The organism is Streptomyces sp. NPDC020299 (assembly GCF_044387825.1).
Classification (GTDB): domain Bacteria; phylum Actinomycetota; class Actinomycetes; order Streptomycetales; family Streptomycetaceae; genus Streptomyces.
Genome location: NZ_JBIRWL010000001.1, coordinates 543,428 through 570,205 on the forward strand (window position 1 = coordinate 543,428; position 26,778 = coordinate 570,205).

Annotated in this window: 27 protein-coding genes; 12 read left to right on the forward strand and 15 right to left on the reverse strand. The window is 71.5% G+C overall.

Annotation, left to right across the window (positions count from 1 at the left end; translation table 11 throughout):
• Positions 1–69: 69 nt before the first annotated feature.
• Both ACH45E_RS02565 and ACH45E_RS02570 read right to left on the reverse strand, forming a co-directional pair.
• On the reverse strand, positions 70–273 hold the full coding sequence (locus tag ACH45E_RS02565) for a cold-shock protein (protein ID WP_361435971.1): 204 nt from the start codon (positions 271–273) through the stop codon (positions 70–72).
• A gap of 215 nt (positions 274–488) precedes the next feature.
• Positions 489–911 (reverse strand): secondary thiamine-phosphate synthase enzyme YjbQ, encoded by a 423-nt coding sequence (locus tag ACH45E_RS02570; RefSeq protein WP_361435969.1) that lies wholly within the window; start codon positions 909–911, stop codon positions 489–491.
• A 96-nt stretch (positions 912–1,007) separates the two neighbouring features.
• Here ACH45E_RS02570 and ACH45E_RS02575 point away from each other — a divergent pair, with 96 nt between their 5' ends.
• Positions 1,008–2,084, forward strand: a complete 1,077-nt coding sequence (locus tag ACH45E_RS02575) for an NAD(P)-binding domain-containing protein (protein WP_361435967.1) — start codon at positions 1,008–1,010, stop codon at positions 2,082–2,084.
• A gap of 12 nt (positions 2,085–2,096) precedes the next feature.
• Here ACH45E_RS02575 and mltG read toward each other — a convergent pair whose 3' ends face one another.
• Positions 2,097–3,050 (reverse strand): endolytic transglycosylase MltG, encoded by a 954-nt coding sequence (gene mltG, locus ACH45E_RS02580; protein ID WP_361435965.1) that lies wholly within the window; start codon positions 3,048–3,050, stop codon positions 2,097–2,099.
• Between the two features lie 63 nt (positions 3,051–3,113).
• Positions 3,114–4,916: an ABC transporter ATP-binding protein gene (locus tag ACH45E_RS02585; protein WP_361435962.1), complete on the reverse strand. Its 1,803-nt coding sequence runs from the start codon at positions 4,914–4,916 to the stop codon at positions 3,114–3,116.
• Positions 4,917–5,047: 131 nt separating this feature from the next.
• On the opposite strand from ACH45E_RS02585, the gene ACH45E_RS02590 reads away from it, so the two are divergent.
• Positions 5,048–5,497: a MarR family transcriptional regulator gene (locus tag ACH45E_RS02590; protein ID WP_361435960.1), complete on the forward strand. Its 450-nt coding sequence runs from the start codon at positions 5,048–5,050 to the stop codon at positions 5,495–5,497.
• A 21-nt stretch (positions 5,498–5,518) separates the two neighbouring features.
• Here the strand turns inward: ACH45E_RS02590 and ACH45E_RS02595 are convergent, their stop codons facing one another.
• Together ACH45E_RS02595 and ACH45E_RS02600 are read right to left on the reverse strand one after the other, a co-directional pair.
• Complete coding sequence (locus ACH45E_RS02595; protein ID WP_361435957.1) at positions 5,519–7,123, reverse strand: peptide-N4-asparagine amidase; 1,605 nt, start codon at positions 7,121–7,123, stop codon at positions 5,519–5,521.
• Positions 7,124–7,174: 51 nt separating this feature from the next.
• Complete coding sequence (locus tag ACH45E_RS02600; RefSeq protein WP_361435954.1) at positions 7,175–7,939, reverse strand: L,D-transpeptidase family protein; 765 nt, start codon at positions 7,937–7,939, stop codon at positions 7,175–7,177.
• A gap of 187 nt (positions 7,940–8,126) precedes the next feature.
• Between ACH45E_RS02600 and ACH45E_RS02605 the strand changes: the two genes are divergently transcribed.
• The 4 genes from ACH45E_RS02605 (at position 8,127) to ACH45E_RS02620 (ending at position 12,823) form a co-directional block, all read left to right on the forward strand.
• Entirely contained in the window at positions 8,127–9,938 is a 1,812-nt protein-coding gene (locus ACH45E_RS02605) for an ABC transporter ATP-binding protein (protein ID WP_361435952.1), read from the forward strand.
• Positions 9,935–11,716 carry an ABC transporter ATP-binding protein gene (locus ACH45E_RS02610; RefSeq protein WP_361435950.1) on the forward strand — a complete coding sequence of 594 codons (1,782 nt, stop codon included), beginning with the start codon at positions 9,935–9,937 and terminating at the stop codon, positions 11,714–11,716. The genes ACH45E_RS02605 and ACH45E_RS02610 overlap by 4 nt, the downstream gene beginning before the upstream one ends.
• 285 nt (positions 11,717–12,001) lie before the next feature.
• Entirely contained in the window at positions 12,002–12,469 is a 468-nt protein-coding gene (locus ACH45E_RS02615) for a DUF5709 domain-containing protein (RefSeq protein WP_361435948.1), read from the forward strand.
• A 45-nt stretch (positions 12,470–12,514) separates the two neighbouring features.
• Complete coding sequence (locus ACH45E_RS02620; RefSeq protein WP_361435946.1) at positions 12,515–12,823, forward strand: type B 50S ribosomal protein L31; 309 nt, start codon at positions 12,515–12,517, stop codon at positions 12,821–12,823.
• A gap of 23 nt (positions 12,824–12,846) precedes the next feature.
• Here ACH45E_RS02620 and ACH45E_RS02625 read toward each other — a convergent pair whose 3' ends face one another.
• The gene (locus ACH45E_RS02625) at positions 12,847–13,641 is read right to left on the reverse strand and encodes a metal-dependent hydrolase (protein WP_361435944.1); all 795 of its coding nucleotides are present in this window, start codon (positions 13,639–13,641) and stop codon (positions 12,847–12,849) included.
• 145 nt (positions 13,642–13,786) lie between these two features.
• Between ACH45E_RS02625 and ACH45E_RS02630 the strand changes: the two genes are divergently transcribed.
• Positions 13,787–16,300 (forward strand): DUF3516 domain-containing protein, encoded by a 2,514-nt coding sequence (locus ACH45E_RS02630; protein ID WP_361435942.1) that lies wholly within the window; start codon positions 13,787–13,789, stop codon positions 16,298–16,300.
• Positions 16,301–16,319: 19 nt separating this feature from the next.
• Positions 16,320–17,195, forward strand: coding sequence for an acyl-CoA thioesterase II (locus ACH45E_RS02635; RefSeq protein WP_361435940.1), 876 nt, complete (start codon positions 16,320–16,322; stop codon positions 17,193–17,195).
• A 16-nt stretch (positions 17,196–17,211) separates the two neighbouring features.
• On the opposite strand, the gene ACH45E_RS02640 is transcribed toward ACH45E_RS02635, so the two are convergent.
• Both ACH45E_RS02640 and ACH45E_RS02645 read right to left on the reverse strand, forming a co-directional pair.
• Positions 17,212–18,126: a DUF6397 family protein gene (locus tag ACH45E_RS02640; protein ID WP_361435938.1), complete on the reverse strand. Its 915-nt coding sequence runs from the start codon at positions 18,124–18,126 to the stop codon at positions 17,212–17,214.
• Between the two features lie 127 nt (positions 18,127–18,253).
• The gene (locus ACH45E_RS02645; protein ID WP_132854825.1) at positions 18,254–18,667 is read right to left on the reverse strand and encodes a roadblock/LC7 domain-containing protein; all 414 of its coding nucleotides are present in this window, start codon (positions 18,665–18,667) and stop codon (positions 18,254–18,256) included.
• A 94-nt stretch (positions 18,668–18,761) separates the two neighbouring features.
• Between ACH45E_RS02645 and ACH45E_RS02650 the strand changes: the two genes are divergently transcribed.
• Positions 18,762–19,190, forward strand: a complete 429-nt coding sequence (locus ACH45E_RS02650; protein WP_361435936.1) for a PPOX class F420-dependent oxidoreductase — start codon at positions 18,762–18,764, stop codon at positions 19,188–19,190.
• A 16-nt stretch (positions 19,191–19,206) separates the two neighbouring features.
• On the opposite strand, the gene ACH45E_RS02655 is transcribed toward ACH45E_RS02650, so the two are convergent.
• Genes ACH45E_RS02655 through ACH45E_RS02675 form a run of 5 tightly spaced genes read right to left on the reverse strand, consistent with a single transcriptional unit; the run spans position 19,207 to position 24,095 of the window.
• On the reverse strand, positions 19,207–19,812 hold the full coding sequence (locus ACH45E_RS02655; RefSeq protein WP_361435934.1) for an ATP/GTP-binding protein: 606 nt from the start codon (positions 19,810–19,812) through the stop codon (positions 19,207–19,209).
• Between the two features lie 31 nt (positions 19,813–19,843).
• On the reverse strand, positions 19,844–20,257 hold the full coding sequence (locus tag ACH45E_RS02660) for a DUF742 domain-containing protein (protein WP_361435932.1): 414 nt from the start codon (positions 20,255–20,257) through the stop codon (positions 19,844–19,846).
• A 22-nt stretch (positions 20,258–20,279) separates the two neighbouring features.
• Positions 20,280–20,753, reverse strand: a complete 474-nt coding sequence (locus tag ACH45E_RS02665; RefSeq protein ID WP_361435930.1) for a roadblock/LC7 domain-containing protein — start codon at positions 20,751–20,753, stop codon at positions 20,280–20,282.
• Positions 20,750–23,269 carry a sensor histidine kinase gene (locus tag ACH45E_RS02670; protein ID WP_361435928.1) on the reverse strand — a complete coding sequence of 840 codons (2,520 nt, stop codon included), beginning with the start codon at positions 23,267–23,269 and terminating at the stop codon, positions 20,750–20,752. The genes ACH45E_RS02665 and ACH45E_RS02670 overlap by 4 nt, the downstream gene beginning before the upstream one ends.
• Positions 23,270–23,321: 52 nt before the next feature.
• Positions 23,322–24,095: an MHYT domain-containing protein gene (locus ACH45E_RS02675; RefSeq protein ID WP_361435925.1), complete on the reverse strand. Its 774-nt coding sequence runs from the start codon at positions 24,093–24,095 to the stop codon at positions 23,322–23,324.
• Between the two features lie 153 nt (positions 24,096–24,248).
• Between ACH45E_RS02675 and ACH45E_RS02680 the strand changes: the two genes are divergently transcribed.
• Positions 24,249–24,848: a methyltransferase domain-containing protein gene (locus ACH45E_RS02680; protein WP_361435923.1), complete on the forward strand. Its 600-nt coding sequence runs from the start codon at positions 24,249–24,251 to the stop codon at positions 24,846–24,848.
• A 16-nt stretch (positions 24,849–24,864) separates the two neighbouring features.
• On the opposite strand, the gene ACH45E_RS02685 is transcribed toward ACH45E_RS02680, so the two are convergent.
• Positions 24,865–25,638, reverse strand: coding sequence for an alpha/beta hydrolase (locus ACH45E_RS02685; RefSeq protein ID WP_361435920.1), 774 nt, complete (start codon positions 25,636–25,638; stop codon positions 24,865–24,867).
• A gap of 140 nt (positions 25,639–25,778) precedes the next feature.
• Between ACH45E_RS02685 and ACH45E_RS02690 the strand changes: the two genes are divergently transcribed.
• Together ACH45E_RS02690 and ACH45E_RS02695 are read left to right on the forward strand one after the other, a co-directional pair.
• Positions 25,779–26,321 (forward strand): PadR family transcriptional regulator, encoded by a 543-nt coding sequence (locus tag ACH45E_RS02690; protein ID WP_361435917.1) that lies wholly within the window; start codon positions 25,779–25,781, stop codon positions 26,319–26,321.
• Positions 26,322–26,449: 128 nt separating this feature from the next.
• Positions 26,450–26,746 carry a hypothetical protein gene (locus ACH45E_RS02695; protein WP_361435915.1) on the forward strand — a complete coding sequence of 99 codons (297 nt, stop codon included), beginning with the start codon at positions 26,450–26,452 and terminating at the stop codon, positions 26,744–26,746.
• Positions 26,747–26,778 lie beyond the last annotated feature (32 nt).

Genomic DNA, 26,778 nt, shown 5'->3' on the forward strand with positions numbered 1-26,778 from the left:
GGAATACAGAAACAAATATCTGGGGCCCCGCCGCAAGGCAGGACCCCAGATATCTCGTACGCTTCGACGTCAGGCGGGGGTGATGTTCTCCGCCTGCGGACCCTTCTGGCCCTGCGTGATGTCGAAGTTCACCTTCTGACCTTCCTGGAGCTCACGGTAGCCCTGGGTGGCGATGTTCGAGTAGTGGGCGAAGACGTCCGGGCCGCCGCCGTCCTGCTCGATGAAACCGAAGCCCTTTTCCGAGTTGAACCACTTGACAGTGCCAGTAGCCATTTCGATATCCCCTTGGGGCAGTGCCCGCGGGCCCACACCATGCGGACCCCTGCGTTGCCACAATGAAGCCCGTCCGGATAAGCACCGGAGATACAAAAATGCCCGACGACATACGGTCGCCGAGGCACTTGAAGTTTCGGGAACCACAACTGCAACTGCCGGTAAGTTTAGCACGATTTGTTTCAATCCACAGGACGAGCACGTCTGCCACCGCCTCAACCCAGGAACGACAGGCGGACCTTCCTGTCTGGATTGTCCCGGTTGGTGTCCACCAGGCACACCGACTGCCACGTGCCCAGTTCCAGTCGTCCGCCGATCACCGGCAGGGTCGCGTGCGGGGGGACGATCGCGGGGAGGACGTGGTCGCGGCCATGGCCGGGGCTGCCGTGGCGGTGCTGCCAGCGGTCGTCGGCGGGGAGCAGGGTGTGCAGGGCGGCCAGGAGGTCGTCGTCACTGCCAGCACCCGTCTCGATGATGGCGATGCCGGCGGTGGCGTGCGGGACGAAGAGGTTCAGAAGGCCGTCGCGGCCGGCCGCCACCTCCGCGAGGAAGGCCTCGCAGTCGCGGGTGAGGTCCACGACCCGCTCCCGGGAACCGGTGGCGACGTGCTGCACTCGTGTGGTGAAGGCGGCTGGCATGCCCCCATCCTGACCCGTACGCCGGGTTTCACACGTCACCGGTCGCCACCTCACCCGCCCGGGAAGATCCCCGGCCGCCTCGATGTTCGTACAACCGTGAACAACACGCGTGAGGTCGACGTGGTCGTCATAGGCGCCGGCCAGGCTGGTCTGGCCGGCGCCTATCACCTGCGGCGCACGGGCTTCGAGCCGGACCGCGACTTCGTCGTGCTCGACCACTCCCCCGCTCCGGGCGGTGCCTGGCAGTTCCGTTGGCCGTCGCTGACGTACGGCAAGGTGCACGGGATGCACTCCCTGCCGGGGATGGAGCTGACGGAGGCCGATCCGGCGCGGCCGTCGGCCGACGTCGTCGGGGAGTACTTCGACAGGTACGAGCGGATGTTCGACCTGCGGGTGCGGCGGCCCGTCCACGTACGCGCCGTGCGCGAGGGCGAGGGCGGGCGGCTGCTGGTGGAGACCTCGGACGGTACGTGGTCGACGCGGGCGCTGATCAACGCCACCGGCACCTGGGACCGGCCGTTCTGGCCGCGCTACCCCGGTCAGGAGAGCTTCCGGGGACGGCAGTTGCACACCGCGCAGTACGCGGGACCCGAGGAGTTCGCCGGGCAGCGGGTGGTCGTGGTGGGCGGGGGCGCCTCTGGCACCCAGCACCTGCTGGAGATCGCGCCGTACGCGGCCGCCACCACCTGGGTGACCCGTCGGCCGCCCGTCTTCCGTGAGGGGCCGTTCGGAGAGGAAGCGGGCCGGGCCGCGGTCGCGCTGGTGGAGGAGCGGGTGCGGCAGGGGCTGGCGCCCAGGAGCGTGGTCTCGGTCACGGGGCTGCCGCTCAACGACGCGATCCGGCAGGGGCTGCGGGACGGCGTCCTGGACCGGCTGCCGATGTTCGACCGCTTCACTCCCGAGGGTGTGGAGTGGCGGGACGGACGGAAGGTGGCCGCCGACGTCATCCTGTGGGCGACCGGCTTCCGCGCCGCCCTCGAGCATCTGGCGCCGCTGCGGCTGCGCGAGCCGGGCGGCGGGATCCGGGTCGAGGGGACGCGCGCGGTCGGTGACCGGCGTATTCACCTGGTCGGGTACGGGCCGTCGGCCAGCACCATCGGCGCCAACCGGGCGGGACGCGCGGCGGTGCGGGACATCAGGCGGCTGCTGACCGCGGAGCCCGTCGCCGCGTGAACGCGCGCCCGCTCACTGGGGGGACTGCGAAAGCTGGGGCTGGGGCTGGGGCTGCTGCTGCTGCTGCTGCTGCTGCTGCTGCTGCTGCGCGGGGACGCTCGGCGAGGGCTGAGGGGTGCGGCCCGGACTCGATGGCTGCGCCTTGCCCTCCTGCATCGCGTTGAACTCGGCCACATTGCGCTGGTGTTCGGTGTAGTCGGTGGTGAAGCGGGTGTCGCCGGGTTTGACGGTGACGAAGTACAGCCAGTCGCCCGGCACCGGGTTGGTGGCCGCGCGCATCGCCTCCGGGCCGGGGTTGTCGATCGGGGTGGGCGGCAGACCCATGCGCTGGTAGGAGTTGTAAGGGCTCTCGATACGGGTGTCGTCCGTGCTCGGCCGGACCCATCTGCGGTCCAGGGCGTAGTTGATGGTGGAGTCCATCTGCAGTGGCATGCCGCGCTGGAGCCGGTTGAAGATGACCCGGGCCACCTTGCCCATCTCGGCCTTGGAGGCGGCCTCGGCCTGGACGATGCTCGCGATGACGACCGTCTGGTAGACGTTCATGGCGTGGTGCTGCGCACCGGCGGCGACCGGCGCCCTGTTGAACTTCTGGTTGGCGGTGTCGACCATGGACTGCAGCAGTGACTGCGGGGTCGCCTTCTCGCCGATCGGGTAGGTCGCCGGGTAGAGGTACCCCTCCGGGTTGCCCTGGGCCTGGTTCGGCAGCTTCAGTCCGGCTTTGCCGAGGGACTTCCTGGTGGTGCCTGTGGGCAGGGCGAAGGCCTTGTCGACGGCCTCGTAGACCTGGTTCGCGCGCGAGCCTTCCGGGATCACCAGGGTCATGGTCCGGGCGGGGACTTCGTCGTCCAGAACGAGCAGCGGCACCGCCACGGCGGTGCCGGCCAGGACGGCGCCGGTCACGACGAGGGCGATACGGCCCCGGCGTGTCAGTCGGGTGGTTCTCCGTGGCGGAGTGTTCGTCTGCATGCGGGCACGGTAGCTTGCATACCGTCACAATCCCGGCATATATGGGTTAATACGGGCATATCTTCAGCTAGTCGGTTCCAACTGCGCGTCCCGGCGGACCAGGGCCGCGTACCGGCCGTCCAGCTCCAGCAGTTCCTCGTGCGTTCCCCGCTCGGCCACATGTCCGGAGTCCAGCACCACGATCTGGTCGGCGGCCCGGACGGTGGACAGGCGGTGGGCGATGGTGAGCGTCGTCCGATTGGCCGAGAGGGCGTCGATGGCGTCCTGGACGGCGGCCTCCGTACGGGTGTCCAGTGCGCTGGTCGCCTCGTCGAGGATGAGCACCGGCGGGTCGCGCAGGATGGTGCGGGCGATGGCCAGCCGCTGCTTCTCGCCGCCGGAGAAGCGGTGGCCGCGCTCGCCGACGACCGTGTCGTAGCCGTCCGGCAGCGCGGCTATGTGGTCGTGGATCTGGGCCGCCTTCGCCGCCGCGTGCAGTTCCTCGTCGGTGGCGTCCGGCTTGGCGAAGCGGAGGTTGTCGGCGACCGAGGCGTGGAAGAGATAGGTCTCCTGGGAGACGACGCCGACCGCGCGGGCCAGGGTGTCGAAGTCGAGGTCGCGGACGTCGACGCCGTCCAGGGTCACGCGGCCGCCGGTGACGTCATAGAGCCGGGGCACCAGGTAGCCGAGCGAGGACTTGCCCGCGCCGGTCGGGCCGACGATCGCCAGGCTGCCGCCGGCCGGGACGGTGATGTCGACGCCGTCGAGGACGGGGCTGCCCTTGCCGTCGTAGCGGAACTCGACGTCTTCGAGGCGGACCTCGCCCTTGACCTGGTCGAGGTGGACGGGCCGCTCCCGTTCGGTGATGTCGATCGGCAGGTCGAGGTACTCGAAGATGCGCTGGAACAGCGCCAGCGAGGTCTGGATCTGCACGCCGGTCGACAGCAGGCTCACGGCCGGGCGGAACAGGCCCTGCTGGAGGGAGACGAAGGCGACGATCGTGCCGAGCGAGGTCTGCGGGCCGCCCATCTGGAGGGCCACCCCGGCGGTCCAGTAGATGACGGCGGGCATGGCGGCCATGACGATGGTGATGACGGCCATCCGCCAGCGGCCGGCCATGTTGGACCTCACCTCCAGGTCGACCAGCCGCTCGGACTCCTCGGCGAAGGAGGCCGTCAGAGAGTCGGCGCGGCCCATCGTGCGGCCGAGCAGGATGCCGCTGACGGAGAGCGACTCGGTGACCGTGGCCGCCATCGCGGCCATCTGCTTCTGGCGCTGGGTGGTGATCTTCTTGCGTTCGTTGCCGACGCGGCGGCTGATCCACACGAACACCGGCAGCAGGAGCAGCGAGACGAGGGTCAGGCGCCAGTCGAGGGCGGCCATCGCGACGATCGTGGCGACCACGCTGGTGAGGTTGGAGACCAGCGAGGTGGCGGTGGAGGTCACGGTGGCCTGCATGCCGCCGATGTCGTTGGCTATGCGGGACTGCACCTCGCCGGTGCGGGTGCGGGTGAAGAAGGCCAGCGACATGCGCTGCAGACGGCCGTAGACGGCGGTGCGCAGGTCGTGCATGACGCGCTGGCCGACGGTCGTGGAGATCAGGGTCTGCAGCACGCCGAAGACGCTGCTGAGAACAGCGCTGAGGATCATGCCGAGCGCGAGCAGGCTCAGCAGTCCGGTGCGGCGGTCGGGAATCGCGACGTCGAGGGTCTCCTTGAGGAGGAACGGCGTGGCGACCGAGACCAGCGACGAGGCGCCGACCAGCAGGCCGACGACCGCGAGCCGGCCGCGGTAGGGGCGGAAGAGTTTCAGAATGCGGCGCACCTGCCGGGGCTGTTCCCTGGCGTCGGCAGGTGGGGTCCAGGAGGCTTCACGGTCGGGATGCATGGGCTCCTACGGAGGTGAGCGGGCGTCGGTGTCGAGACCGGGTCAGGACCGGCCGACGACGGCCGGCGGATCGGGTCTCGGGCCATTGTTACCTATACTCACAATGAACGGCATCCTGATATTGTTCCCGCATGACCACCCCCGACCCCGAGGGCCTGCTCGCCGAGCAGTTGCTGCGGCTGACGCGACGGGTGCACCGCATCCAGAAGCACCATCTGGAACAGCGTGACCTGGGCATCACCCCGGCCCAGTCGCGGCTGCTGCGCACCCTGGCGCACTACGGCTCTCCGCCGCGGATGGCGGACCTCGCCGAGCGCCTCGAGGTGGTACCGCGCGCGGTGACCACCCTGGTCGACGGGCTGGAGGCGAGCGGCAGGGTGCGCCGGGTGGCCGACCCGACGAACCGGCGGGTGACCCGGATAGAGCTGACGGAGGCCGGCCACAAGGCCCTCGATGAGTTGCGCGGCGCCCGCCGGTCGGCCGCGCGGGAGATTCTCGCGCCGTTGACGGACGAACAGCGCGAGGTGCTCGGCGACCTGCTGGACACGCTCGTGGACGGGGCGACGGCCGGGCGTTGCTGAACGCGGTTCTCCGGCGGTGGCTCAGCAGCGGCTGATGTCCTCGGTCAGCACCCCCTGGACGGTCGTCAGGGAGCGGTCGTAGCAGCCGTCCGAGCCGCGGAGCCGGTAGCGCTCGCTCGTCGTGGCGACCGCGTGGCGCTGGTCGCGCGGGACGTCGAGGGTGTACGTGGCGTCGCCGGTGTACGTGTCGTCGAGCCGTGACCACGCCGTGCGCCTGCCGCCGCGGATCTCGGTCACCGCAGCCCTGTCGCCGAGCGTGAGCACGGTACGCAGCCGGTCGTCGGCACCGATCGCGGTGGTGCCGTTCATCGTGTACGTCCGGTGCGTGTGCGTCGTCCGGGCGGGTCCGCGACCGTCGATCGTGACCGACTCGTCGTCCGTCCAGGTGGCGTAGAGTCCGTCGGTCGTCTCGCCGTCGGTCCACCGGTGCGCGGAGGTGTTGGCCAGCGTCCGGCTGACGGTGGTCGTCACGCGGCCGTGCGAGGTGTCGACGTATCCGGCGACGGTGAGCCGGTGACCGGCGCCGGTGTCCACGCGGTGGTCCGAACCGGGCGTGTAGGTCGAGGAGTTCCTGACGTCACCCTCCTTGTGCACGGTGAGCCCGCCGGTGACGTGCGCCCGGCCCGCGTCCTGCCAGACCAGGACGTTGACGGGAGTGCTCCAGCCCGTCTGTCCCGCGGGGACGCCGACCACGGAGACCTCGACGCGGTGCGGACGGCCGTCGTCGAGGATGCCCGCGTAGGGCGTGAGGTCGTACTCGACCGGCCGCACGTCGAAGGCGCGCGGGCCCGGGACGACGTACCAGAGGAAGGGGTTGGACCAGCCGCCGGTCCACACGTTCGGGAACGGCGCGGCGATTCCGGCCAGTTGGCCGTCGACCCTGACCTGCACCTCGCGGTACGGGCCGCCTGCCGCCTTGCAGGAGTACGGCGCCGGGTCGGGGGCGGCGAGGTACCAGAACTCCTCGCAACCGCCGCCGGATCCGGTGGCGTACACCTCGGCGACGACCCGCTCGCTGTTGCGCGGGGTGGTGAGAGTGGTCCCGGCGGCCGTGTCGGTGAGGGTGAGGACGCGGTCGGGGACGGTGGCGGCGGGACGGCCCGCGTAGAAGGTCAGCGTGACCTTGACGTCGATGACGCCCGTGTACGTGTCGTCGACGACGTTTCCGATGAGCATGTCGACGGCCTGCGGGTCGCGGAAGGTGGAGCTGTAGCGCGTGACGTCCTTCGCCACGGACCATTCGATGCCGTCCGGCGACGGCTCCGGCGTGGAGGTGCGCAGGATCTCCACGCCGCCGACGTGCAGATAGCCGAGCCGGTCGTACTGGCGGCCCTTCACCTTGCCGTCGAGCCGCAGCACGATCTTGCTCCAGCGGTCGCCGCATCCCTCGGGGGGCGTGTAGGTGCCCTTGTACGGGGTGAAGTCCCGGAACTGCGCCTCGGCGAGGGTGACGCGGCAGGACCTGGTGTGCGGTGCGGTGACCGGCGGGGCGGCGGTCACGGGGTCGTGCCAGTCGGTGCCGAACTCGGCGGGGACGTCGGCGGACCGGGCGGGAGCCGCTCCCAGGAGGACGCCCGCCAGGAGGGCGAGTCCGGCGAGCATGGACATGACTATCCGGCTTCTCATGGCCGGTGTTCTACGGGGAGTTGGGCCCGGCCGCAATGAGGCCCGGGCGGATCAGGCCGTCAGGTGCGCCCGGTCCCCCATGACGATGACCGGATGCCGGGCCGGGTCGAGCGTGCGCAGCAGGTACTCCATGGCCTCCTTCGAGACGCTGACGCAGGCCGACGTGCCGCTGCCGTGGTCCATGTGCAACCAGATGCCGCCGCCCCTGTGTTCGCCCTCGGGACGGGTCGGATCGTTCGGCGGGGTGCCCCTGAGCCGGTTGTAGTCGATGGCGATGACGTAGTCGAAGTCGTGCCAGTGCGACGCGGCCCACTGGCGCGGGGCCGCGAACGACTCGTCCCGGGTGTACGGCAGTCGGGCACCGGGGTCGTCGAGCACGCCGCCCGCGTCGGAGAGCGTGTACACGCCGACGGGGCTGCGGTTGTCCCCCATGTGGTGGTCGACGGTCCAGCCCTTCTTTCCGTTGTGCGCCGGCCAACTACGGGTCCGTTCCCAGCCGGTGCCCCGCTCGGTGTACAGCACCAGCGTGGCGTCGGCCGAGTTGCCGCCCCGGCCGTAGACGACCACGACCTGGCCGGAGTCCGCGGGGATCCGCCGGTGCAGGGCCTCGCCGACGCCCGGTAGGCGGGTGGTGCCGACAGCGGCCGGGCTGCCGTGCCGGTCCCGGGCGGGGGCTCCGCGCTCCCCGGCGGTCCGGGCTCCGCCGTTCTCCGCCGAGTCACACCCTGACAGCGCAGCCAGGGCAGTCAGGGCCGTCAGCAGGGTTCCGAGCGCCGCCGCCAGGGCCGTCGCGCGCCGTACGCCGTTCGTCCGCACCGGGTCATGGTGACACTCCGTACCGTCTGATTGCACAAGGTTCCGGACATCACACCCGCATCGCCCTCCTGGAAAACCGTTTGCTTTCGACCACGCTGCGACGCGAACCTTTCACGGTTTGTTGCCCCGTCTCACTCCCCCGGACTCCCGACTCCCCCCGACACAAGCCCCTGGGACGTCATACGCCATGCAGATTCAAGACCTTCCGTATCCCGACCCGGGCGTCCCCGACGCGCGTTCGGGTCCCCGATTGCTGTGGTGGCTCGGGCGGAACCAGTTGGGCGGGCAGATGAAGTCTCTGGCCTGGGGCCTGCTGCACTTCGTCTCCGTCTCCGCACTGCCGTTCTGCGTCGGGCTCGCCGTGCAGGCCGTCGTCGACCGCTCGGGCACGCGCCTCGCCCTGACCGGCGGGCTGATGGCGCTGTGCGGTGCGGGCATCGCCGTCGGCGACACCTTCCTGCACCGGACCGCCGTCACCAACTGGATCACGGCGGCCGCCCGCGTGCAGCAACTGCTGGCCCGAAAGGCCGCACAGCTGGGCTCCGCGCTGACCCGGCGGGTCGCCGCCGGCGAGGTGGTGGCCGTCTCCACGGGTGACGTGGAGAAGATCGGCTGGTTCGTGGAGGCGGTCTCGCGCTTCACCGCGGCCGCGGTGACGGTGGTCGTGGTCTGCGTCGCCCTGCTCGTCTACCAGCCCGCGCTCGGCGTGCTGCTCGCGGTGGGGCTGCCCGTGGTGGCGCTCGCCGTGCTGCCGCTCCTGCCCCGCGCGACGCGGCGCGCCGACGTGCAGCGCGAGAAGGCGGGCCGGGCCACCGAACTCGCCTCGGACACCGTCGCCGGTCTGCGCGTGCTGCGTGGCATCGGCGGCGAGGAGTTGTTCCTCGACCGCTATCGCAGCGCCTCCCAGGAGGTACGGCGGGCGGCGGTGCGCAGCGCCCGGATGTGGTCCCTGATCGCCGCGATCCAGGTACTGCTGCCCGGGCTGCTGCTGATCGCGGTCGTCTGGCACGGCGTCCACCTGGCCCGCGCGGGCCGGATCACCGTCGGCGAACTCGTCACCGCCTACAGCTCGGTGATGATCCTCGCCTATCCGCTGCGGCACTTCGAGGAGATCGCCATGGCGTACTCCTTCTCGCGCCCGTCCGCCAAACGGGCCGCGCGCGTGCTGTCCCTGGAACGCGCCACGGACGCCGGGGGCTCGCGCGCGGCGCAGACGCCGGGCGGCGAGCTGTACGACCCGGAGACCGGTCTGCTCGCTCCCTCCGGCCGGCTGACCGCCGTGGTCTGCGGGGACCCGGACACGGCCGGGCGGCTCGCCGAACGGCTGGGCGGACACGCCACCGAGCCGGGCCCCTCGGTGCTGCTCGGCGGGGTTCCGCTGGACGAGCTGCCCCTGGACAGCGCCCGCACCGCCGTCCTCGTGCAGGACAAGGACCCGGTACTGCTGTCCGGTTCGCTGCGTGAGCTGCTCGACGTGCCCGCGTCCGGTGCCGTCGCGGCGGAGGCGGCGCTGGCAGCCGCGCAGTGCGCGGATGTCCTGGAGGCCCTCGTCCAGGGTTCGCTGGACGCCAACGACCCGATGGACGCCCGCATCACCGAACGCGGTCGCTCGCTCTCGGGCGGCCAGCGCCAGCGGCTCGCACTGGCCCGGTCGCTGATCACCGACCCCGAGGTACTGGTCCTGGACGAGCCGACGTCCGCCGTCGACTCCCACACGGAGGCACGGATCGCGGACGGGGTGCACGCGCTGCGGACCGGCCGCACGACGGTGGTGTTCACCTCCTCGCCACTGCTCCTGGACCGCGCGGACCGGGTCGTCCTCGTCCACGACGGCGAGGCCGTGGCGGTCGGCGTGCACCGCGAGCTGGTGCACACCGAGCCCCGGTACCGGGCTGTCGTGACCCGCGAGACCGACGACGAGGCTCGCGTGACCGGACCACTGGAAGACGACCACTCCGCCCTCCGGGGCGCGCTGGAAGAGATCGAGGAGAGCGCATGATCGGCGTCGCGCCACCGGCGTACGACCCGGCGGCCCCGACGACGGCCACCACCCTGCCCGTCGGCGCCTCGGCGACCGTACGCGCCTACGTGGCCGAACTGTTCCGCCGGCACCGCCGTGCCTTCGGGATCCTGATCACGGTCAACACCGTCGCCGTGGTGGCCTCCATGGCGGGTCCCTACCTGGTGGGCGGGCTGGTGGAGCGGGTCTCCGACGGGGCACGCGAACTGCACCTGGGCCTGACCACCGGCCTGTTCGTGCTCGCGCTGATCGTCCAGGCGGTGTTCGTACGCGAAGTACGGCTGCGCGGGGCGATGCTCGGCGAGCGGATGCTGGCCGACCTGCGCGAGGACTTCCTCGTCCGGTCGGTCGGGCTGCCGCCGGGGGTACTGGAGCGGGCCGGCACCGGTGACCTGCTCTCCCGTATCACCACGGACATCGACCGGCTCGCCAACGCCATGCGCGAGGCGGTGCCGCAGCTGGCGATCGGGGTCGTGTGGGCCGCGCTGCTGCTCGGCGGGCTCGTGGTCACCGCACCGCCGCTGGCGGCCGCCGTGCTGCTGGCCGTGCCGCTGCTGGTGGCGGGGTGCCGCTGGTACTTCAAGCGGGCTCCGTCCGGCTACCGCTCGGAGGCCGCCGGATACGCCGCCGTGGCCGCCGCGCTCGCCGAGACCGTGGACGCCGGCCGCACCGTCGAGGCCCACCGGCTCGGCGAGCGCCGCATCGCCCTGTCGGAGCGCCGGATCAAGGAATGGACGGCCTGGGAACGCTACACGCTCTGGCTGCGGTCCGTGCTCTTCCCGGTCATCAACGCCACTCATGTCACGGTCCTCGGCTCGGTCCTCATGGTCGGCGGGTTCTTCGTGCTGCACGGCTGGATCGGGGTGGGGCAGCTCACCACGGGGGCTCTCATCGCGCAGATGCTCGTCGACCCGGTCAACCTCATCCTGCGCTGGTACGACGAGGTGCAGGTCGCCCAGGTGTCGCTGGCCCGCCTGGTCGGCGTGCGCGAGATCGAGCCGGCCGCCGGGGACGCCACTCAGGGCCCGGACGGGCGCGACGTTCAGGCGGACCGGGTGCACTTCGGCTACCGCGAGGGCGTCGACGTCCTGCGCAGGGTGTCGCTGGAGGTGGCGCCCGGCACCCGGCTGGCTCTCGTGGGTCCCTCGGGGGCCGGCAAGTCCACGCTCGGCAGGCTGCTCGCCGGTATCTACGCTCCCCGGGAGGGCCGGATCACCCTGGGCGGTGCCGAACTCTCCCGGATGCCCGCCGAGCAGGTTCGCTCGCACGTCGCCCTGGTCAACCAGGAGCACCACGTGTTCGTCGGTTCCCTGCGCGACAACCTCCTGCTGGCCAGCACCGGGGCCACCGACGCCGAGCTGTGGGCCGCCCTGGGCGCGGTCGACGCCGACGGCTGGGCGCGGGCGCTGGACGACGGCCTGGACACCGAGGTCGGCTCGGGCGGGCTGGCGCTCACCCCGGCCCAGGCCCAGCAGATCGCGCTGGCCCGGCTGGTGCTGGCCGACCCGCACACGCTGGTCCTGGACGAGGCGACCTCGCTCCTGGACCCGCGCGCGGCACGGCACCTCGAGCGCTCCCTGGCCCGCGTCCTCGACGGTCGCACCGTGGTGGCCATCGCCCACCGTCTGCACACCGCGCACGACGCCGACGTGATCGCCGTCGTGGAGAACGGCCGCATCAGCGAGCTGGGCAGCCACGATCAGCTGGTCGGGGCGGACGGCGCGTACGCGGCGCTGTGGCGTTCCTGGCACGGGTGATCCCGCGGGAGCCAGGGCGGCCTGGGGCGGGGCCGGAAGGGCCGTGCGCGCTGCCGACGGACGGTGCGGGGCCGGGGCCGGGGTGTGCACTCCCGGGCCAGGTCCCGTGCCGTTGCGCGGTGCCGAACCGGGGTGGAAGGCTGGAGACTGGCACCGGCTTGGGGAGCGCCCGGGAACCGTCGGGTCACCGTCCGGTTCGCGCCGGGTGAGTCCTGTGCCCCGCGTCCCGGCGGTCCGCCGACGGACGCGGTGAGAACGGGCCGTGCCCAGCAGCTGGAGGTACCCGTGGACAGCACCGACGGATGGGGAGATGACGTATACCAGCCCGATGCGTCCGAGATCCAGGACGACGCGGGACTGCTCGATGCGGAGGACACACTCGTCGACGACGGTGTCGACGACCCCCTGGACCGCGGCTGGTCCCCTCCCGAGCGGCCGTGGGCGGTGGAGCACGCGGGTGTGACGGCGGGCGAGCGCCGGCGGGGCGAGTCCCTGGACGAGCGCCTGGCCGAGGAGCTGCCCGACCTCACCGCCCCCGACGGCGACGGTATCGGCGACGCCGAGGACACCGACGGCGAACCCCTGGACAACGAGGTCGGCGACCTCCGCTCCGGCCGTCTGGTGGCCCCCGACGAAGGGGCGCACGAGGACGAGGAGGCCGCCCTCGTCGCCACCGATGTCGGCATCGACGGCGCGGCCGCCTCCGCCGAGGAGGCCGCGATGCACATCGTGGACGAGGACACCTACGGCTGAGCCCGACGCAGCACGCCTGCCGACCGCCCCGTGCGAGGAGCCGCCATGCAGCAGGACAAGCACCCCGACTACCACCCCGTGGTCTTCCGCGACCGCGCCGCCGGGTACGCCTTCCTGACCCGGTCCACCGCGACCAGCGACCGGACCATCGAGTGGGACGACGGTGAGACGTACCCCGTCGTCGACGTGGAGATCTCCTCGGAGAGCCACCCCTTCTACACCGGCCAGGCCCGCACGGTCGACACCGAGGGGCGCGTCGCGCGTTTCGAGCGCCGGTATGGCGGGGCGGACGCCGGGTCCACCGGCGGGCCCACCGGCGGATCCGCTCCGGGCGGGGGTGGCGAGCCGGCCTGAGCCCGTCGGATGACCTGAGCCCGTCAGATGACGTTGAGCGCCGCCGCGCAGCCCACTCCGCCGAGCAGCATGAACACCGGCATCAGCACCTTGAGCTCGACCCAGCTGCCCGCCCGGAACCGCATCGCCTTCGGCGGCCCCAGCGGGTACCAGCGCTTGCGGCCCACGGGGATCGGCCACAGGATCGGGCAGCCGGAGACGGTCAGCGCGTCCCCGATGTCGTGCACCAGCGCCCCCAGCACGACGGGCAGCCCCAGCCACAGGTACTCCTGCCCGGGAGCGGTGAACAGCCAGCCGGAACCGTTGCCCGGCTTGTCCAGGATGCCGGCCAGGATCCACGCGCTGGTCGCGGCCAGCAGCCAGACCAGGACATCGCTGCTCGAGCCGCGGGCCGCCCGCCACAGCAGGCCCTCGATGGCCAGCACCATGTGCGCGAACAGGATCGCCAGCACCGCCCACCGGCCCCCGGTGATCGCCGCCGCCGAGCAGCCCCCGCCGATCAGGACCGCCCACAGCCAGGTGTGCGTCAGCGTCCGGTGCCCGCCGGAGCGCCGCGGGTCGCCCTGCTTTCTGGTCGCCCTGTAGACGGCGTACGACAGCTTGTCCACGATCTCGCAGACCCACCGGGAGAGCGGTCCGAAGGCGCGCGAGATGGTCGCCGCCTTGTGGTCGAGGTCGGGGGCGAGCGCGGCGCCGGCGCAGATCAGCGCGCCGACCAGGAGCACCGGCCAGGGCATCGGGTGGCCCGCCGCGGCGGCTGCCGCTCCGACGCCGAGCCAGGCGGCGGCCCCCGACAGTGAGTGTGCTGGTCCCATCATGGCCGTTGCCCGCCCCATTCCTCGTGTGCCGCTGTCCAGTTGACCGGGTGCGTTGACGCTCCGTCGGCGACACAGCGTAGCTGCCGTGATCTTCCTGCTCGCAGCCGATTCCCCCATCGGCCGGGAGGCCAGGCAAGATGGGTGCGTGACCCTCATCGATCAGCTGCCGCCGACCGCCGACCCCGACGCCCTGTACGAAGCCTTCGAGTCGTGGGCCCAGGAGCGCGGTCTCACGCTCTACCCCCACCAGGAGGAGGCGCTGATCGAGGCGGTCTCGGGTGCGAACGTGATCGTGTCGACGCCCACCGGCTCGGGCAAGTCCATGATCGCCGCGGGCGCCCACTTCGCCGCGCTGGCCCGGGACGAGGTCACCTTCTACACAGCTCCGATCAAGGCGCTGGTGTCGGAGAAGTTCTTCGAGCTGTGCAAGCTGTTCGGCACCGAGAACGTCGGCATGCTCACCGGCGACGCCTCCGTGAACGCCGACGCGCCCGTCATCTGCTGCACCGCCGAGGTGCTCGCCTCCATCGCGCTGCGCGACGGCAAGAACGCGGACGTCGGCCAGGTCGTCATGGACGAGTTCCACTTCTACGCGGAGGGCGACCGCGGCTGGGCCTGGCAGATCCCGCTGCTCGAACTGCCGCAGGCGCAGTTCGTCCTGATGTCCGCCACGCTCGGCGACGTCTCCTTCTTCGAGAAGGACCTCACCCGTCGCACCGGCCGCCCCACGTCGGTGGTCCGCTCGGCGACCCGCCCGGTCCCCCTGTCCTACGAGTACAAGTTCACCCCGCTCACGGAGACGCTCACCGACCTGCTGCAGACCAGGCAGGCGCCGGTGTACATCGTGCACTTCACCCAGGCGCAGGCCGTGGAGCGGGCGCAGGCGCTGATGAGCATCAACATGTGCTCGCGTGAGGAGAAGGAGCAGATCGCCGAGCTGATCGGCAACTTCCGCTTCACCACGAAGTTCGGCCGCAACCTCTCCCGGTACGTCCGCCACGGGATCGGCGTCCACCACGCCGGCATGCTGCCCAAGTACCGGCGGCTGGTGGAGAAGCTGGCACAGGCCGGTCTGCTGAAGGTCATCTGCGGCACGGACACGCTCGGTGTCGGCGTGAACGTGCCCATCCGCACGGTGCTGTTCACGGCTCTGACCAAGTACGACGGCAGCCGTGTGCGTACCCTGCGCGCCCGTGAGTTCCACCAGATCGCGGGCCGGGCCGGCCGGGCCGGCTTCGACACGGCGGGGCTCGTGGTCGCGCAGGCACCCGAGCACGTCATCGAGAACGAGAAGGCACTCGCCAAGGCGGGCGACGACCCGAAGAAGCGCCGCAAGGTGGTGCGCAAGAAGGCACCGGAGGGCTTCGTCGGCTGGACGGAGAACACCTTCGAGAAGCTGATCTCCTCCGAGCCGGAGCCGCTGACGTCCCGGTTCCGGGTCACGCACACGATGCTGCTGTCGGTGATCGCCCGGCCCGGCAATGCCTTCGAGGCGATGCGCCACCTCCTGGAGGACAACCACGAGCCGCGCAAGCAGCAGCTCAGGCACATCCGGCGGGCGATCGCGATCTACCGCTCGCTGCTGGACGGCGGCATCGTCGAGAAGCTGGACGAGCCGGACCCCACGGGCCGCATCGTCCGCCTCACGGTCGATCTCCAGCAGGACTTCGCGCTCAACCAGCCACTGTCCACGTTCGCGCTCGCCTCGTTCGAACTGCTGGACCCGGAGTCGCCGTCCTACGCCCTCGACATGGTGTCGGTCGTGGAGTCCACCCTGGACGATCCGCGGCAGATCCTCGTCGCGCAGCAGAACAAGGCGCGCGGCGAGGCCGTGGCCGCGATGAAGGCGGACGGTGTCGAGTACGAGGAGCGCATGGAGCGCCTCCAGGACGTCACCTACCCCAAGCCCCTGGAGGAGTTGCTCTTCCACGCGTACAACACGTACCGCAAGAGCCATCCCTGGGTCGGCGACCATCCGCTGTCGCCGAAGTCCGTGATCCGTGACATGTACGAACGGGCGATGTCCTTCACGGAGTTGGTGTCCTTCTACGAGCTGGCTCGCACCGAGGGCATCGTGCTGCGCTACCTGGCGAGTGCCTACAAGACCCTGGACCACACCATTCCGGACGACCTCAAGTCGGAGGACTTGCAGGATCTGATCGAATGGCTCGGCGAGATGGTGCGCCAGGTCGACTCCAGCCTGCTGGACGAGTGGGAGCAGCTGGCCAACCCGGAGGAGATGACCGCTGAGGAGGCTCAGGAGAAGGCCGACGAGGTCAAGCCCGTCACCACCAACGCGCGTGCCTTCCGGGTGCTGGTCCGCAACGCGATGTTCCGCCGCGTGGAGCTCGCCGCCCTCGACCAGGTCGACGAACTGGGCGAGCTGGACGCCGAGTCCGGCTGGGACGCCCAGGCCTGGGGCGAGTCGATGGACAAGTACTGGGACGAGTACGACGACCTCGGCACCGGCCCCGACGCCCGCGGTCCGAAGCTGCTCGTGATCCGGGAAGAGCCGCAGAACAAGCTCTGGCGCGTCCGCCAGATCTTCGACGACCCCAATGACGACCACGACTGGGGCATCAGCGCGGAGGTCGACCTCGCGGCCTCCGACGCGGAGGGCCGTGCGGTCGTCCGGGTCACCGATGTCGGCCAGCTGTGAGCACGGGAGACTGACACCCATGACGAATCCGGCCGAGAGACTCGTCGACCTGCTCGACCTGGAGCAGATCGAGGTCAACATCTTCCGTGGACTGAGCCCGCAGGAGTCCCTGCAGCGGGTCTTCGGCGGGCAGGTGGCGGGCCAGGCGCTGGTCGCCGCCGGGCGCACCACGGACGGCGACCGTCCGGTGCACTCGCTGCACGCGTACTTCCTGCGCCCTGGCCGCCCGGGCGTGCCGATCGTGTACCAGGTGGAACGGGTACGGGACGGCCGGTCGTTCACGACGCGCCGGGTCACCGCGGTGCAGCAGGGCCGCACGATCTTCAATCTGACCGCCTCCTTTCACAAGCCTGAGGAAGGACCGTTCGAGCACCAGCTGCCGCCGGCCCGGGATGTGCCGCACCCCGATTCCCTGCCGACGGTGACGGAGGAGATCCGCAAGCACCTGGGCGCACTGCCCGAGCGACTGGAGCGGATGGCGCGCCGCCAGCCCTTCGACATCCGTTACGCCGACGGGCTGCGCTGGCACGCCGAGGAGATCGAGGGCGCCGAGCCGCGCAGCGCGGTGTGGATGCGGGCGGTCGGCCCGCTGGGCGACGACCCGCTGGTGCACACCTGCGCGCTCACCTACGCCAGCGACATGACCCTCCTGGACGCGGTCCGCATCCCGGTCGAGCCACTGTGGGGTTCGCGGAACTTCGACATGGCCTCGCTGGATCACGCGATGTGGTTCCACCGGCCGTTCCGCGCGGACGAGTGGTTCCTGTACGACCAGGAGTCCCCGATCGCGATAGGAGGCCGGGGTCTGGCCCGCGGGCGGATCTACGACCTGCGGGGGCGCCTCCTCGTGTCGGTCGTCCAGGAAGGGCTGTTCAGGTCCTTGCAGTCGCTGTAGCCGAGGTAGCCACTGCTCAGTGATCCGCGGGCCGGGTGTTCCTGCGGCGCAGCCAGCTCCGTGGGCCGCGTACGGGCTTCGGCGAGCACGCCGCGTCCGGTGCGGGCGGGGCCGGGGGTTGTGCGGGCACGGTCGCCTCGCGTGGCGTCGGGCGCGGGGCGGGCCGGTGAGCGCGGGCCTCGTCCACCGTCTGCGCCAGATCGCCGCGGAGCCAGCCGACCTCGTCCGGGTCGTCCGCCGTCATGATCCGCTCGGCGAGATCCGCCGAGGGCGTGCCCGGGGCGCCCTGTGCGGGCGGCCCCGGCCGGAACCGGTTCACATGAGCCCGTTCGTAGGGGTCCTTGACCACGTCCGAGATGTGCACGGGGTCCAGGAAGGCGGCCATGGCACCCGCGCGCTCCCAGGGGTCGCCGGCCTGGCGCAGCAGGAAGCCCAGGTGACGCCCGCGCCAGGTGCGGGCCCGCAGGTCCAGCCCCTCCCCCAGTCGGTCGCGCAGAGCCTGAGGGGTACGGCCGGTCAGCAGGCGGGCGTTCTGCTCGTCCGCCGCGAACTTCCGCAGTTCCTCGGCCAGATAGAGCCAGACCACGGCGCGGTACCGGTTCAGATAGAACGTGACCGGTACGACCAGGCCGAGGCGCGCGAGCCGGGTGAACCTGGCGGCTGACACCTCCATCAGAGCCGCGCCCTCCGTGGTGCCCACGGCCCTGACGCTCTCCCGAAGTGATTCCGGGAATCCGTCCTGGCCGCGCAGGCGCTCGATCTCGGCCCGGTCCACGCGGCGGCGCCCGCCTCCGCCCTCGTCGGGCACGGTACGGATCCGGCCGAGGTGTACCGCGAGCTCGAATTCACTGCGTTTGAGGCCGAGTTCGCGAGCGGCACGGCTCGGTGCGCAGGTCAGGTGATGCGGTGCCTCGATGGTGTTGCCCGACATGGTCGTCTCCCCCGTGGAGTCCGGTGGCTCACGCCGTCCGCGCTCGCCGTGAAAAAAACCGTAGCCGGTCCGGCGATTTTCCGGGCGAGCCTGTGGATAACTCCGTACGGGCTAGCGAACTCGCAGGTCAGAGGTCTTCTTTGGGTTCACGCCCGGGCTGTCGGGCGTCCACGCCGAGGTGCTCGCCGACGCGGTTGACGAGCAGTGTCATCTCGTAGGCGATCTGGCCGATGTCGGCCTCGGCGCCGCTGAGCACGCACAGACAGCTGCCGCTGCCGGCGGCGGTGACGAACAGTACGGCGTCGTCGTACTCGATCATCGTCTGGCGGACTCTGCCCGCGCCGAAGTGGCGTCCGGAACCCTTGGCCAGGCTGTGCAGTCCGGACGCGACGGCGGCCAGGTGCTCCGCGTCCTCGCGGCGGAGGCCGGTGCTCGCGCCCGTCACCAGGCCGTCGTTCGACAGGACCAGCGCGTGCCGTACCTGTTCCACGCGCCCGGTCAGGTCGTCCAGGAGCCACCCGAGTCCCTGGTTCTGCGCCATCTTCCGTCTCTCCCCGTGTGACGTCTCCCCCTGGCTGGAGGAACTTCCCGCCAGCCTTCCCCACGACCGCCGTCCGGGCAAGGAGGATGGGGGTATGGCACAGAAGATGACCGATGAGGAATGGCGGGCGTTCGTCTCGGAGGGCACCCGCACCGGCAAACTGTCCACTGTGCGCGCCGACGGCAGCCCGCACGTGGCGCCGATCTGGTTCCTGCTGGACGGCGACGAAGTGGTCTTCAACACGGGCAAGGAGACCGTGAAGGGGCGCAGCCTGGCCCGTGACGGGCGCGTCGCGCTCTGCGTGGACGACGACCGGCCGCCCTTCCACTTCGTGACGCTGAGCGGCCGCGCCCGGCTGTCCGAGGATCTCGGTGAGGTCCGGGACTGGGCGACCCGGATCGCCGCACGGTACATGGGTGAGGAACGTGCCGAGGAGTTCGGCGCCCGCAACGGCGTTCCGGGCGAGCTCCTGGTGCGCGTCACCGTGGACCACGTGGTGGCGGTGAAGGACCTGGCGGGCTGAGGCCGCCGTCAGCGGGTCAGCCCACCGAGTCGAGCAGCCGGGCGGTGTGCATCCGCCCGGCGTACTCGATGAGCCGGATCAGCACCTCCTTTCCCGAGTCCCGGTCGCGGGCGTCGCAGAGGACGACGGGCGTGCCCTGGTCGAGGTCGAGGGCGCGGCAGACGTCGTGGGCGCCGTAGGCGCGGGCGCCGGCGAAGCAGTTGACGGCCACGACGAACGGGATGTGCCGGTGCTCGAAGTAGTCCACGGCCGGGAAGCAGTCCTCCAGCCGCCGGGTGTCCGCCAGGACCACCGCTCCGAGGGCGCCCTGTGACAGCTCGTCCCACAGGAACCAGAAGCGGTCCTGGCCCGGTGTGCCGAAGAGGTACAGGGACAGGCCGGAGCGGATGGTGATGCGGCCGAAGTCCATGGCCACGGTGGTGGTGACCTTCTGGTCCACGCCGTCGGTGTCGTCGACCAACTGCCCGGCTTCGCTGAGCAGTTCCTCGGTGCGCAGCGGACGGATCTCACTGACCGCGCCGACCAGGGTGGTCTTGCCCACGCCGAATCCGCCGGCGATCAGAATCTTCAGCGCCAGGGCGGACGTGTCGTCGTCCGTGGCGTCGGACTGCTCGGAGGCCATGATCACTTCTCTCGGGGGTGGTGAATGTCATCTACAGCGCCCGCAATCCCGCGATGACCTCGCGCAGAATGCGTTCGTCGGGCAGCTGCGCAGGGGGCACCGGGCGGCTGATCGTGACGCAGCCCAGGTCCAGCAGGTCGCCCAGCAGCACCCTGATCACGCCCACGGCAAGGTCCGCGCCCGCGGCGAGTTCGGCGACCGACTGGGTTTCCGTGCGGCACAGGTCGACGAGCGTGTGGTGCTCGGGGCCGAGCGCTGGATCACCGTCTGCGGGAAGGCCGCCGGGGGCGAGGGTGACGAGTGCGATCAGGTCGAAACGCACTCCGGTGGGGCCGGGTCTGGTGCGGCCGCCGGTCATGGCGTAGGGACGGACGAGAGGTCCGGCCTCGCCGTCGTACCACTGGCTGCCCTGCTCCCGCGGGGCGTCTGTGGTGTTCTCGGTCATCTGTGCCGGCCGCCCTCTCGGTTCACCCGGCGGCAGGCGGCCGCGCGGCGCCCCGGGGGGCCGTGTAGAGGTGCTCGCCGACGCGCCTTACCAGCCGTGCCATCTCGTACGCGACGAGTCCGATGTCGGCCGTGACCGCGGTGAGGAGGGCGAGGCAGGAACCGTCTCCGGCGGCGGCCACGAAGAGGAAGGCGTCGTCCATCTCCACCATGGTCTGGCGGACGCCGCCGGCCCCGAAGTGCCGCCCGGTGCCCTTGGCGAGGCTGTGGAAGCCGGAGGCGACGGCGGAGAGGTGCTCGGCGTCCGCGCGCTCGAGGCCGGTGGAGGCGCCCACGGCCAGGCCGTCGTTGGACAGCACCACGGCGTGCCGTACGTCGCCCACGCGGGTCACCAGGTCGTCCAGCAGCCAGTCGAGTTCGCCGGACCTCCCCCGCTCTCGGCTTCGCTCGAGCGGGGGGATCCCCATGGCGGCCCTCATGTTCGGGTCCTCGATCATGCGGGGTCTCCTTCACTGCTGTCGCTGTCCGCTTCGGGATCAGGGGTGGCGCCGCGGCCGGGTCGCCTGCCGCCGCCGCGCGTCCAGCCGTCGCGGTAGGCCGCCATGCGGTCCCGCACCAGTTCGGGCGTGCGCCGGTCGTCGCTGTGCGCGTCCGGTGGCGGGGACGGCTTCTCGGGGCGGTGTTCGCGCAGTTGGGGCGCCAGACTCGCCTGCCGTATCCGGCGCGGGAGCTCGTCGGAGCCCTCGGGGTCGTTCGGGGGGCGGTGCAGCCGCAAGGTGGTGACTCCCGGGGGTGAGGTTTCGGACACGGGTTCTGCCGAGAGCCGGCCAGTGGCCGCGAGGGCCGGGCGGTCGGCGGACGCGGCCACGGCCTCCTGGGGTGAGCGAGCACCGGACACCCGCGCGTACGCCGGGTGCTCGGCCCGTTCCGGGTCCGCCGCCGAGCGGTCGGCGGCTTCCGCGGCGCCGCTGTGCAGCAGGGCGGTGGGCAACAGGACCACGGCGGTGGTGCCACCGTAGGGGGAGGTACGCAGGTGCACCTTGATGCTGTGGCGCGCCGCGAGCCTGCTGACCACGAAGAGGCCCAGGCGGTCGCTGTCGAACAGGTCGAGCGCCTCGGACTGCTCGATGCGCCGGTTGGCCTCGGCGAGTGTGTCGGGGCCCATGCCCAGGCCGCGGTCCTCGATCTCCAGGGCGTAGCCGTTGCCGACGGGTTCGCCCGTGACGCGTACGCGCGTGTGGGGCGGTGAGAACTGGGCGGCGTTCTCCACGAGTTCGGCCACCAGATGGGTGAGGTCGGCGACGGCGGCGCCGACCACGGATGCCTCGGGGAGCTGCCTCACCTCCACGCGCGCGTAGTCCTCGACTTCGGAGACGGCCGCGCGTACGACATCGGTGAGGGAGACGGGCATGCGCCAGGCCCGGCCCGGCGCCGCCCCGGAGAGGATGATCAGGCTTTCCGCGTGGCGTCGCATGCGGGTGGTGAGGTGGTCGAGCCGGAAGAGGTCGCCGAGTTCGCCGGGGTCGTCCGAGCGGCGTTCCATGCTGTCCAGCAGGTTCAGTTGGCGGTGCACCAGGATCTGGCTGCGGCGGGCGAGGTTGACGAAGACCCCGGAGATGCCACTGGCGAGTTCGGCGCGCTCCACGGCGGCGCGCAGGGCGGCGCGGTGCACTGTCCTGAGGGCCTCGGCGACCTGGCCGGTCTCGTCCTCGGCGGGCGGCTCCGAAGGGGCCTCGGTCCGGATGTCGATGTCCTCTCCGGCACGCAGTCTCCGCATCGCCTCGGGAAGTTTGCGGCGGGCGATGTCCAGTGCGCCGTTGCGCAGGCTGACCAGCTCGACCACGAGGGCGCGTCCGATGCGTACGGAGATGACGAGCGAGGCGGCGACGGCGGCGAGGCCGAAGAGGACGGCGGCGCCGGCCGGGGTGAGCAGGCCGCGGCTGTACGGCTCGGCCCGGCCCGCGACGGTGCTCGCGGCGTCGGTTCCGATGGCCCGCATTCCGTCCCGCACGCGCGCGTGGGCGGTCTCCCAGGTGGCTGCCGGGGCCGCGTCGACCGCGCGGACGCCCGGGCCGGCGGCCAGGACCTTGTCCTCGAGGTTGCCGACGCCGGTGTAGGCGCCGCTCGCGGCGAGGTTCTGCCAGGCGGCACGCTGGGCGTCGGGCAGATCGGCGACGGCGGTGTCGGTGAGCGTGCGGCGCGTGTCGACGGCGCCGGTGAACAGCCGCAGCCGTTCGCCCGAGAGGCCGCCCGCGAGACGGGCGCCGGCGAGCACGACGTCCTCCTGCGCCAGTGCCTCCTGCGCGCGGGAGAACTCGAGGAGTACGCGCGCGTCGGAGCCCAGGTCGGCCTGCTGGATGCCGGTGAGGGCGCCGTCCACCCCGAAGGCGGTGCCGATGGTCCGCGTGTACTGCCCGTACACCTCCTCCCAGCCGGCGCGCCGGTCGAGCACCGCCGTGCGGAGTGTGCTCAGGTGCTCGGCCCCGGTGACAAAGGCGTTCAGGCGCTGTGCGACACCGGGGGGCAGTTCCTCGCTGTCCGCGACGGTGTTGTCGTCGCCGAGCCGCAGCCGGGCCACGGACCGGTCGGTGCGGCCGGCGAGGGTTCGCAGGTCGCCGCCCTGTCCGGAGCCCGGATCGGTCGCGTAGCGCACGGCGGCCGCGCGCTCGGCCTGGAGGGCGGTGACGGCGCCCGCGAGCGGGGTGCGCAGTTCGGCGTCCACGCGCTGCGACCGGCGCAGTCGTGACACGTCCTGGGCGGTGCTGACGGTGGCGTACGCCCACAGGGCGAGCAGGGAGACGACGGGCACCATCAGCAGGCAGACGACCTTGGCCCGTACGGTCCGGGGCCGGAGCCGACGGCATCCCACGCGTGTGGGTGTGCCGTCCTGGGCCTGGCCGGGGGTGTCGTCGGAGTCCTCGTCGGCGGGTCGTCCGGCATGGGCGCGACGGCCGCGCGCGGGCGGCGGGGACGGCGTCTGAGCGCCTGGGGTGGTCCTACGGGGTGTACTCATGGCCTTCTTCGCTCGGAAGTGGGTCGTGGCACGCTCTGCGGCGGGAGGCGGGTCAGCCGGCCGGGTTCCGCACCGGACGCTGCGCTGAGGCGGATGCCTCGCGTTCCCCCGCGGTCGGCGAGAGGGCGACGAAGGCCGAGGTGATGAACAGGTAGGACCCGAGGCCGACGGCGAGGGGGAAGATGAACTGCATCGCCGTGGCCCCGGGCAGGACCTCGCCGGAGGGGTTGACGTGCACGCGGACCGCGAACATGCCGGTGTAGTGCATGCTGCTGACGGCCGCTCCCATGACGAGCGAGGCGACGGTGACCGCGATGGGCGACTTGATGTTGAGACCGGCCCACAGGGCAGCGGTCGCGGCCACCACTGCGATCAGGACGGAGACCCCGACGAGTACCGGGTCGTAGGTCACGTCACCGTGCAGCCGCACCGCGGCCATACCGAGGTAGTGCATGCTCGCCACGCCCAGCCCGGTCGTGAGGCCGCCGAGCAGGAGGGCGCGGGCGCGATCACGGCTGTGGGCGACTGCGAAGACGCCGGCGCAGACGACGACCATGGCGACCAGGAGGCTGAGGATGGTCAGCGGCACGTCGTAGCGGATGTCGGTACCGCTGACGCTGAAGCCGAGCATGGCCACGAAGTGCATGGTCCAGATGCCGGTGCCGATCGCGGAGGCCGCGGTGACGAGCCAGTTGCGGCGTGCCCGGCCGGTGGTGCCGAGCGCGCGGACGGTGCAGCGCAGCCCCAGGGCGGCGCCGATGCAGGCCATCACGTACGACAGCGCGGGGGTCAGCCAGCCCAGGGAGGCGTGGTCCAGGTGTCCCATGGCCCCGGGACGCTAGCCCCGGCAAGGGCGTGCCAAGGGGGCGCATTTCGAAAGCTGTCGGAATCTGGCACAGACGTGCGCTGGAACGATCGCGTCATGTTCGAACGTGCGCGCAGGGCGTCCCTCCCATACGAGTGAGAGATTATGCGCACCATGAGCGACGATCACACACACGTCCAGGAGTTCTTCACCGCCCGGGCGGACGACTGGGACAGCAAGTTCCCGGAGGACGGCCCGGTCTTCGAGGCCGCCGTGGCCGATCTCGGGCTGCGCCCCGGCGACCGCGTGCTCGACGCCGGCTGCGGCACGGGACGCGCCCTGCCGCCGCTGCGCGCGGCCGTGGGGCCGTCCGGCATCGTCATCGGGGCCGACGTGACACCGGCGATGCTGGAGGCCGCCGTACGGGCGGGCCGGGATCGTCACGGGCGGCTGCTCCTGGCCGACGTCGCCGCGCTGCCCTTGCGGCCCCGGTCGTTCGACGCCGTGTTCGCCGCGGGCCTGATCGCGCACCTGCCGCACCCGTCGGAGAACCTCCGGGAGCTGGCACGCGTGGTGCGGCCCGGCGGCACCCTGGCGCTGTTCCACCCGATCGGGCGGGCCGCGCTGGCAGCCCGCCAGGGCCGTCGCGTCACCCCGGACAATCTGCGCGCAGAGGGCAACCTGAGGCCACTGCTGGCCGGTTCCGGATGGCGCATGACGTCGTACGTCGACGAGGACGCCCGTTTCCTGGCGCTGGCGGTCCGGGAGGGGTAGCCGCTGCCGACGGACTTCAGTCCGCGGCGCGGGACCGGTCCGCCCCCGCGACGGCCGCCACGAACGCGTCGGGGTTGTCGAACATGATGTTGTGTCCGGCGGCCGGCACGGTCCGCACGCGAACCCCGGACGCCTCCAGGCGCTCCGCGTCGGGCAGTTCACCGCTCAGCTCACCCTGGAGGTACACGCGCTCGATCTCCAGTCCCTCCAGGATGGTGCGCATGACGGGGTCCGAGCCCCTCCTGAGGCCGACGGCACTGCGGTGCAGTCCGCGCGGGTCGGCCAGCCGCATGGTCGACGCCCACAGGGGGCCGACCGTCTCCAGCACGCGCGCGTACCCGCCCGCGACGAACTCTTCCTCCTTGTAGGAGGCGATACCGCTGCTGCCCGCGGTGGCCGGGGGGAAGGCGTCGAGATTGGCCTCCGTGAGGACGAGCCGGGAGACCAGGTCGGGCCGCCGGTGGGCGAGCACGATGGCGACGGCGCCGCCCATGCTGTGCGCGATCAGCTCGGCTCCGGTCACGCCCGACGCGTCCAGCGCGGCCGCCACGGCGTCGGCGTGCTCCTCCAGGGTGTAACCGAAGTCCTCGGGTCGGTCGCTCACACCGTGCCCCGGCAGGTCGACGAACAGGCTGCGCCGGCCGGCGATTTCGGGCCGGGCCGCGATGTGCGCGTGGTACACGGTCGAGGCCGCCCCCAGCCCGTGCACGTACACGCGCGCGGGTTCGGCGCCCGGGGTCTCGGTCCAGCGGATGCGGCTTCCCTTGCCGTCGAACTCGGCGTGCTTCATCACGTCCTCCTTGGTCACAGCCGTGGCGGCGGTCGGCACACCCGACAATACCTCGACAACGATGTATTGCGGAACAGATATACATGTAACTCGATATACGAGCGCTACGACGTACAGCGAGCCTGGGAGAGAATGCGGGCATGCTGGAGCTCGCCATCCTCGGATTCCTGTACGACGCCCCACTGCACGGCTACGTCCTGCGCAAGCACATCGCGGCACTGACGGGCCATGTGCGGCCCATCGCCGAGAGCACGCTGTACCCCGCGATCAAGCGCCTGGAGAAGGCCGGCCTGCTGGCCCGTGCCACCGAGCCGGGCTCCGTGGCCGCGCCGCGCCATGTGCTGACGCTGACCGAGGAGGGCAGGCGTGAGCTGCGGCGCAGGCTCGCCGAACCGGCCCCGCGTGACATCACCGACGAGAACCGCTGGTTCACGGTGCTCGCCTTTCTCCGGCACCTCGAGGACCCTGCCGCGCAGGCGGCGGTGCTGCGGCGCCGGCTGGCCTTCCTGGAGGAGCCGGCCAGCTTCTTCTACGACGGCGACCGGCCGCTGCGCGCGGAGGAGCTGGACGACCCGTTCCGGCGCGGCATCCTCACCGTCGCCCGGGCCACGAGCTGGGCGGAACTCACCTGGCTGCGCGAGACCCTGGCGTCACTCGACGAGCTCGGCGGCTGCCGCGCGTAACGGGGTGCGCCGGGAGGGGAAGGCGGCTTCACGCGTCGTCCCTCTTTTGTCACCGGGGCTTCAACTCTACGTTGAGCAACGACACATGGACGATCACGAGGGATGCCACGAAGGGGAAGGTGGTCCGTATGTGGGGCAGGATCCGCGAGAAGATCGCCCGGCCGGCCGTCTCGGGGCGCGGGGAGACAGGCGGGGACGGTGAAAAGCGCACGCACAATTTGTTCGATGCCGCGGCCTCCTATGTGTCGGCCCGCGCGGAGGACGACCAGGACCGGATCGACGAGGCCGCGTCCTGGGTGTCGCCGGAAGCGCTGTCGTTCGGGGTGAGCGAGCTGGCGTGCCGGGCTGTCATAGCGCTGGCCAGGGAACGTGACGAGTCACCGCGGAAGGTGGCCCGTGACCTCCTGGGGCTGCCCGTGGCCTGACCCGGTTCCGGCGAGCGGCATTTCGCCCCGTC